6 protein-coding genes are annotated in these 6396 nt (G+C 64.5%); 4 read left to right on the top strand and 2 right to left on the bottom strand.

The genetic code is table 11. The features are described 5' to 3' along the window. The first annotated feature begins 3 nt into the window (after nt 1–3). The gene (locus ACRQEG_RS07185) at nt 4–600 is read left to right on the top strand and encodes a hypothetical protein (protein ID WP_320758254.1); all 597 of its coding nucleotides are present in this window, start codon (nt 4–6) and stop codon (nt 598–600) included. A 162-nt stretch (nt 601–762) separates the two neighbouring features. Here ACRQEG_RS07185 and ACRQEG_RS07190 read toward each other — a convergent pair whose 3' ends face one another. After that, entirely contained in the window at nt 763–2484 is a 1722-nt protein-coding gene (locus ACRQEG_RS07190; RefSeq protein WP_320758253.1) for an MFS transporter, read from the bottom strand. Between the two features lie 36 nt (nt 2485–2520). Continuing rightward, a complete protein-coding gene (locus ACRQEG_RS07195) occupies nt 2521–3735 on the bottom strand; it encodes an amidohydrolase (RefSeq protein ID WP_320758252.1) in 1215 nt (404 codons plus the stop codon). 164 nt (nt 3736–3899) lie between these two features. On the opposite strand from ACRQEG_RS07195, the gene ACRQEG_RS07200 reads away from it, so the two are divergent. From ACRQEG_RS07200 to ACRQEG_RS07210, 3 genes are all read left to right on the top strand, one after another. Beyond that, on the top strand, nt 3900–4898 hold the full coding sequence (locus ACRQEG_RS07200) for an MDR family oxidoreductase (RefSeq protein WP_320758251.1): 999 nt from the start codon (nt 3900–3902) through the stop codon (nt 4896–4898). Nucleotides 4899–4916: 18 nt separating this feature from the next. Continuing rightward, nucleotides 4917–5888 carry an L-lactate dehydrogenase gene (locus ACRQEG_RS07205; RefSeq protein WP_016441921.1) on the top strand — a complete coding sequence of 324 codons (972 nt, stop codon included), beginning with the start codon at nt 4917–4919 and terminating at the stop codon, nt 5886–5888. Nucleotides 5889–5945: 57 nt separating this feature from the next. After that, nucleotides 5946–6396: DNA-3-methyladenine glycosylase (locus ACRQEG_RS07210; protein WP_435733828.1), on the top strand; the 451-nt coding region annotated here is incomplete at its 3' end.

The following is a 6396-nucleotide window of genomic DNA, read 5'->3' on the forward strand; positions in this document are numbered from 1 at the left end:
ACGATGCCCTCACACCCGTGGCTCATCTACCTTCACGCTCACCGGGCTTTGAAGGCATTCGGTATCGCCCTCGCCGCGCTCATCGCTATCTATTTACTCGGGGAAGACCACACCTTCCATTCGTGGGTCTCAGGTGGGACAACGCCGCTCGGCCGTATGCTCACCTTCTGCATACCCTTGGCCCTCCTCAGTATCATCGCCCCGCGTGAGGAAAAGGACTACTACGGCAAAGCTCCGGCGGGTATGTTGCTGACGGTAGGGTGCGGAATCGCCAGCGCTACTGCGGCATTAACCGGAGTTTTCGTGCTACTCACTCACGACTCTACCGGGCTCAGCCTGCTCCGCCTTCACGTTGTGTGGCTGGCACTTGGAATCGTGAGTGCCTACTTCTTCGGTGCACGCCTCATGTGGGCGCTTCCCCTGGTGCTAGTGTTCCTGAGCGCAGCTTTCGCGCCTGATCGTGAGAGCACCTGGAATCTAGTGCAATCGCGGAGCAATAGCCCCTCGTTGTGGCTTATCGCTGCCGGCATGTGTGTAGCGGCAGGATTATGCGCGGCACTGTACTGCCGAGGCATCCGGCCGCGATACCTCAAGCGGTAGGCGGATGCCCGACCGCTTCGAAAGCACATCAGCTTTAACGAGGTGTGGGTGCGCACCGCAGAAACCTGCGATACGCACCCACACCTATGTAAATATGCCTACGCGTGCGGCAGTCATACCCGCCGCCCGCGCACCCGCACGGCGAGCGCTCCGCGCGAAGAACTACGCCTTCTGCTTCTCCACCAGGGCCTGCAATGCCTTGGTATCCAAGCCGGAGAGTTCGTCCACGAGCAGCTGGCGCTCCAGGCGCTGGAGATCGCGCAGCGGCAGCTCGGACAGGCGCGCGATAATTTCCTGGCGCTCGTCGTCCGGGGCGAGCTGCGGGGCCGGAGCCGCGCTGGGAGCCGAAGCACCCGCGGTGGCAGAGCCCCCGCCCTTGGGCACCGTCGTCGTAATAGAAACAATAGCGAGCAGCAAGAACACCAAAGAAACACCCAAGGCGACCATCGCGGCCAGGCGAATCGAGGAGTTATCCGTACGCCCGGACATCGCGATCACGTCCGGCACCGGGGCGCCCTGCAGCCCGTAGAAGACCGCCAGCGAAATCGCGGTACCGATCGCCCCACCCAGCGAGGAGGCCATCTTGTAGATACCCGAACCGGAACCGGCCTGGGAAGCTGGCAGGTTCGAGAGCGCCGCGTCCGTGGACGGGGTGGCGTAGAAGGCCAAGCCCAGGCCGAAGAGGCAGTAGGCGATTACCGCCATGAGCACGTACTGGCCGATAAGCAGGTGCGTGGTCATGAGCAGCCCGCAGGCCACGATGGTGATGAGGCAGCCCCAGATCATCGGCTTGCGCGGCCCGAAACGCTGGAGCAGCTTTTCACCGATACGGATGAAGGCGATAATGCACACGCCGTAGCCCAGCGAAAGCAGGCCCGCGTCGAAAGCGGTGTAGAGCGAACCGTCCGCCTTGTGCCCGGCCAGCTGGATGACCTGCTGGCTAATAATGAGCATGCCGATGGTGCCGTTCACCAGGAAGTTGGAGATCGTGGCACCCGTGAAGGTGGTGTTCTTGAAAAGCGCGAAATCAATGAAGGGGTTCGCTTGCTTGCGTTCCCACCCGAAGAAGAGCGCGTAAGAAACCACCGCGAGCGCGGTGAGCAGAAGCGTTGCCGCGCTGCCCCAGCCGAGTTTCGAGCCGTAGAGCAGCACGATCATGAGCCCGAGGGTGCCGGCGATGAAGAGCACCAGGCCGATAGCGTCGAAGCTCTTGCGCGGGCCGGTGCTTTCCACCCGGTTTTCCGGGGTGCCCAGGATCATGAGGAAGGCGAGTACGGAGATAATAATCGAGGCGATGAAGATTCCGCGCCAGCCCACGAATTGCACCACGGTGCCACCGAAGATCGCGGCCAGGCCGGAGCCGCCCCAGGAACCAATCGACCACATGGACACCGCGCGCTGGCGGGCCGGGCCGTCCCAGTAGGCCTTCACGAGGGCCATCGAGGCCGGCATAATGCAGGCCGCGCCCAGGCCCTGGATCGCGCGCCCGGTCAGCAGCAGCGGCAGTGCCACGCCCCCAGCGGCGAAAATGAGCAGCAGCGAGCCGGCCGCGTTGAGCACAATCCCGAGGAGGGTGATGCGCACGCGCCCGATTTTATCGGCCAGGCCGCCCATGAGCACCATGAAGAGACCGGAGAATAGGCCGGTGATGGAAACCGCGAGGTTCATCCCGGCCGCGTCCACGCTGCCGAGGTCCTCCATAATATTGGGTGCCACGGTGGCGGCAGTTCCGGCGAAGAGCCAGAAGGTCACAACCGCGAGGACGATGCCCCACAGCAGTTTTTCGGTGCCGCGGTAACCGGTATCTTGCGGCGGGTTAGCGGCCGGCGCCGTGCCAGCCTGCGCCGTACCGGCCGGCGCCTTCGCGCCTTGAGTGGTAGCCATAGTTTTATCCTTTGTCATCGTGGAAATGTAGTCCCGCTAGTCCCGCGCCAGCCAGGCGAGCGCGGCAACGGCCGCGGCTTCAGTCCCGGTGGCGAGGGTGGGTTGGAGAACCGGCCCGAAGGCGGGGTTGTGGTTGGGGTAGGTGGGCGCGCCTTCCGCAAAACCACCGAAGCCCCAGTAGGTGTAGGGAATCCCGAAGGCGTCCGGGATCACGCTGAAATCTTCGGAAGCCGATACTTCGCCGCAGTCCATCACGCGTTCTTCCCCGAAGTGTGCCAGGAATGCCTGGGTGACCTTGGCGGTAGTTGCGTCGTCGTTATTAGTAAGCGGGTAGGAATCGTAGATCTCAAATTCCGGTGCCTGCGGGGCGCGGGCCGCTTCGCATTCGGCCGTGACGGTGCGCTTAATGCCATCAAGGAGCTGTTCGCGCACGTCCATATCGTAGGCGCGAATATTAATAAGCAGGGTGGCCGTGTCCGGAATAATATTTGATTTACTTCCGGCGTGGATGGAGCCCACGGTGAGCACCGCCATCTTGAAGGGATTAATTTCGCGCGCCACCACGCTCTGCAGGCGGGTCACCACGGCGGCGGCGAGCACCACCGGGTCGATGCTCAGATGCGGCATGGAGCCGTGCGAGCCTTTCCCGTGCAGCGTCACTTTCACGGAGGCGCCGGTGGAGAGAATCGCCCCGGCGTGGGTGCCGACCTGCCCGGCGCGCATCGGCCCGGCCAGCACGTGCTGCCCCAGAGCCACATCCGGTGCCGGGATCTTATCGACCAGGCCGTCGGCCACCATGGAGCGTGCCCCGGCCGCGGTTTCTTCCCCGGGCTGGAACAGCGCGATATAGGTACCGGCCCAGGCCTCGCGGTTTTCCGCGAAAATACGGGCTGCGCCCAAGGCGCAGGAAATATGGAAATCGTGACCGCAGGCGTGCATGGTCGGGACTTCGTTGCCGTCCGCGTCCGTGCGCGTCTGCGTGGATGCGTACTCGAGCCCGGTCGCTTCCTTGACGGGGAGCCCGTCAATATCGGCGCGGAAGAGCACCGCGGGTCCCTCCCCGTTTTCCAGCACACCGACGACGCCGCCGCCGATCCGCTGCGTTGCGTATCCGAGGCGCGTCAGTTCCGCGTCGATAGTGTCACACGTTTCTTTTTCCTGCATGGAAAGTTCGGGATGCTGATGCAGGTGGATATAAAGCTCTTCTTGCCAGGAGGTGAATGAATCCACCACCTCTTTAACGTTAATCATGAATCACCTTTCCGCATGGAGAGGGGCGGTGGAAGCTCAATCGTTGCGAGTGCGTGGAGTGATCATCCGGCCCTGTCCGTGCCTTGTGCCCGGCTCACGCGCCGGGTCTACTTCAGATAGTAGCGGTTAAAGCGTGCTGCGTGCCGCGCCGGTACGCTTAATGCATGGCTACTATTTTTGTGCGGTGCGACGACGCAGCCGCGCCCACGCTTACTTTCGATACTCAGGCCGGTGGAGCGAATGCAGCCCCCTTCGGGGAAGGCGATGTGCTCCTCGATATTTCCTGGTCTTCCCTCAATTACAAAGATGCGCTGTGCCTGAAAGGCGACCGGGGTGTGGCCCGTATCAGCCCGCTTATTCCCGGTATTGACGCGGTGGGGACGGTGCGGGAGGCCGGCCCGGACAGCCCGGTGCGCCCGGGGCAGCTAGTGAGTGTGAACGGGGCGGGCCTGGGTGAATTCCGGCACGGGGGCTACACCCCGCAACTGCGGGTGCCCGGGGATACCTGCGTGCCGGTGCCAGAAGTGTTCAGCGCCGCGCAGGCGGCGGCCCTGGGAACAGCCGGGTATACGGCGGCACTGTGCGTGCTGGCGCTCAGTGAGCACGCGGTGCAGGACGGCCCCGTTGCGGTGACCGGGGCGAGCGGCGGGGTGGGCAGTATCGCGCTCCATCTCCTCGCGCGGCTCGGCTACGAGCCGGTGGCGCTGACCGGGCGGGCGGAGCGCTTCGGGGATTTCCTGCGCGGGCTCGGAGCTACCGAGGTGCTCGAGCGCTCGGAATTTGAGGAACCTTCCGCGCGGCCCCTCCAGAAGGCCCGCTTCGCGGGCGGTGTGGATACCGTGGGCGGGCAGGTGCTCGCGAATCTACTGGCGCAAACCCGCTGGGGCGGGACGGTGGCCGCCTGCGGCCTGGCCGGTGGAACCGCACTCCCCACCACGGTGCTGCCCTTTATTTTGCGGGGCATCACCCTGGCCGGGGTGGATTCGGTGCGGGCCCCGCGCGAGCTGCGCCTGCGCGCCTGGGAACTGCTGGCCGAACACGTGGACACGAGCGTGCTCGATTCCCTCACCCACGTTATTGACCTGGAGGAGGTTCCCGCAGCTGGGCGCGAGCTGCTGGCCGGCCAGCGTTACGGGCGCACGGCGGTGCGGATCAACCCGTAGCGGGTAAAATAACGAAATATGATTGACCAGCGCACTGAAGGCTCAAAGGTTTCTATTATTGGCGCCGGGGCGGTGGGGACTTCCCTCGCCTACGCAATGCTCATCAAAGGCGTCGCCCGGCATGTTGTTCTCCAAGATATCAACGCACAGAAGGTGCATGCCGAAGCCCTCGATCTTATGCACGGCGGCCAGTTCATGCCCACCGCCAAAATTGAGGGCACCGATAACGTGGAGGCCACCGCGGATTCCGATGTCATCGTGATTACCGCCGGGGCACGCCAGCGGCCAGGCCAGTCCCGCTTGGACCTGGCCGGGGCGAGTGTGGCGATGATGCGCTCCATCGTTCCCCCGCTGGTCGAGCTCTCCCCGAACGCGATTTTCGTCATCGTCGCTAATCCTGTGGACGTGGTCACCCAAGCCGTCCTCAAAATCTCCGGGCTGCCGCCCGCACGCGTTTTCGGGACCGGCACCGTGCTGGATTCTTCGCGACTGCGCCAGCTTATTTCGCAGAAGTTCCACGTAGCGACCTCGAATGTGCATGCTTATATGTGCGGTGAGCACGGGGATTCCGAGACTCCGATGTGGTCAATGGCCTCGATTTCCACGGTGCCGATCCGCGAATGGGAGCTGCGTTCCGGCCCGGTGACCGATGAACTCCTCGACGGTATCGCCGACCGCGTTATTAACGCCGCCTACGAAGTGATCGAAGGGAAAGGTTCCACGAATTACGCCATCGGGCTGGCGGCCTCCCGGATTATCCAGGCGGTGCTGCGCGACGAACGCGTGGTGCTCTCCGTCTCCCGCCTCATGACCGGGTGGAACGGAATTTCCGGGGTGTGCATGTCCGTCCCCACCATCGTGGGGGCGCGCGGCGCGATCCGGCAGATCGATATGAAGCCCTCCGATGCGGAACTGGAATCCCTACGGGCCAGCGCCGCGCAGATCCGCGAAGCGCTCTCGAACCTCGAGGGTATGGGCGACGACGCCTAGGAGGCGCGTGGCACTCACCCGAGCATCTGACTCGGTAGGCGTAACAGCGGGAGGGGTATGACGGACGCGAATATGGCGCGTACCGCGGCGGCAAGCACCGCCGCGGCGAGCATCGCGGACCTGAGCCGGCCGGCCGATGAGCTGGCCCCGCTGCTGCTGGGCGCGGTGGTAGGCGACGGCGCCGTGGCGGTGCGCCTGACCGAGGTGGAAGCCTACCTCGGGGCGGAGGATCCTGCCTCGCATGCTTTCGCCGGGCCCACCCCGCGCGCCCGCGTTATGTTCGGGCCACCCGCCCACCTTTATGTCTACCTCAGCTACGGCATCCATCGCATCGGCAATATCGTGTGCGGTGCGGATGGCCAGGCCAGCGCAGTGCTCTTGCGGGCCGGGGAGGTTGTGGCCGGGCTGGAGGAAGCCCTGAGGCGCCGCACCCGGCCAGGCGCCGCTCCGCCCGCGCGCCAGGCCCTGAGGACCGGTACACGTCAATGCGCAGGTCATTGGCGGCGAT

Origin of the sequence: Actinotignum stranguriae (assembly GCF_051265215.1) — a bacterium.
Taxonomy (GTDB): Bacteria; Actinomycetota; Actinomycetes; order Actinomycetales; family Actinomycetaceae; genus Actinotignum; species Actinotignum schaalii_C.

Bases quoted from the DNA above. Each gene is read 5' to 3' on its own strand.
- ACRQEG_RS07200 (WP_320758251.1), top strand. From the start codon at position 3,900: ATGGCTACTATTTTTGTGCGGTGCGACGACGCAGCCGCGCCCACGCTT.
- ACRQEG_RS07195 (WP_320758252.1), bottom strand. From the start codon at position 3,735: ATGATTAACGTTAAAGAGGTGGTGGATTCATTCACCTCCTGGCAAGAA.
- ACRQEG_RS07205 (WP_016441921.1), top strand. From the start codon at position 4,917: ATGATTGACCAGCGCACTGAAGGCTCAAAGGTTTCTATTATTGGCGCC.
- ACRQEG_RS07190 (WP_320758253.1), bottom strand. From the start codon at position 2,484: ATGGCTACCACTCAAGGCGCGAAGGCGCCGGCCGGTACGGCGCAGGCT.
- ACRQEG_RS07185 (WP_320758254.1), top strand. From the start codon at position 4: ATGCCCTCACACCCGTGGCTCATCTACCTTCACGCTCACCGGGCTTTG.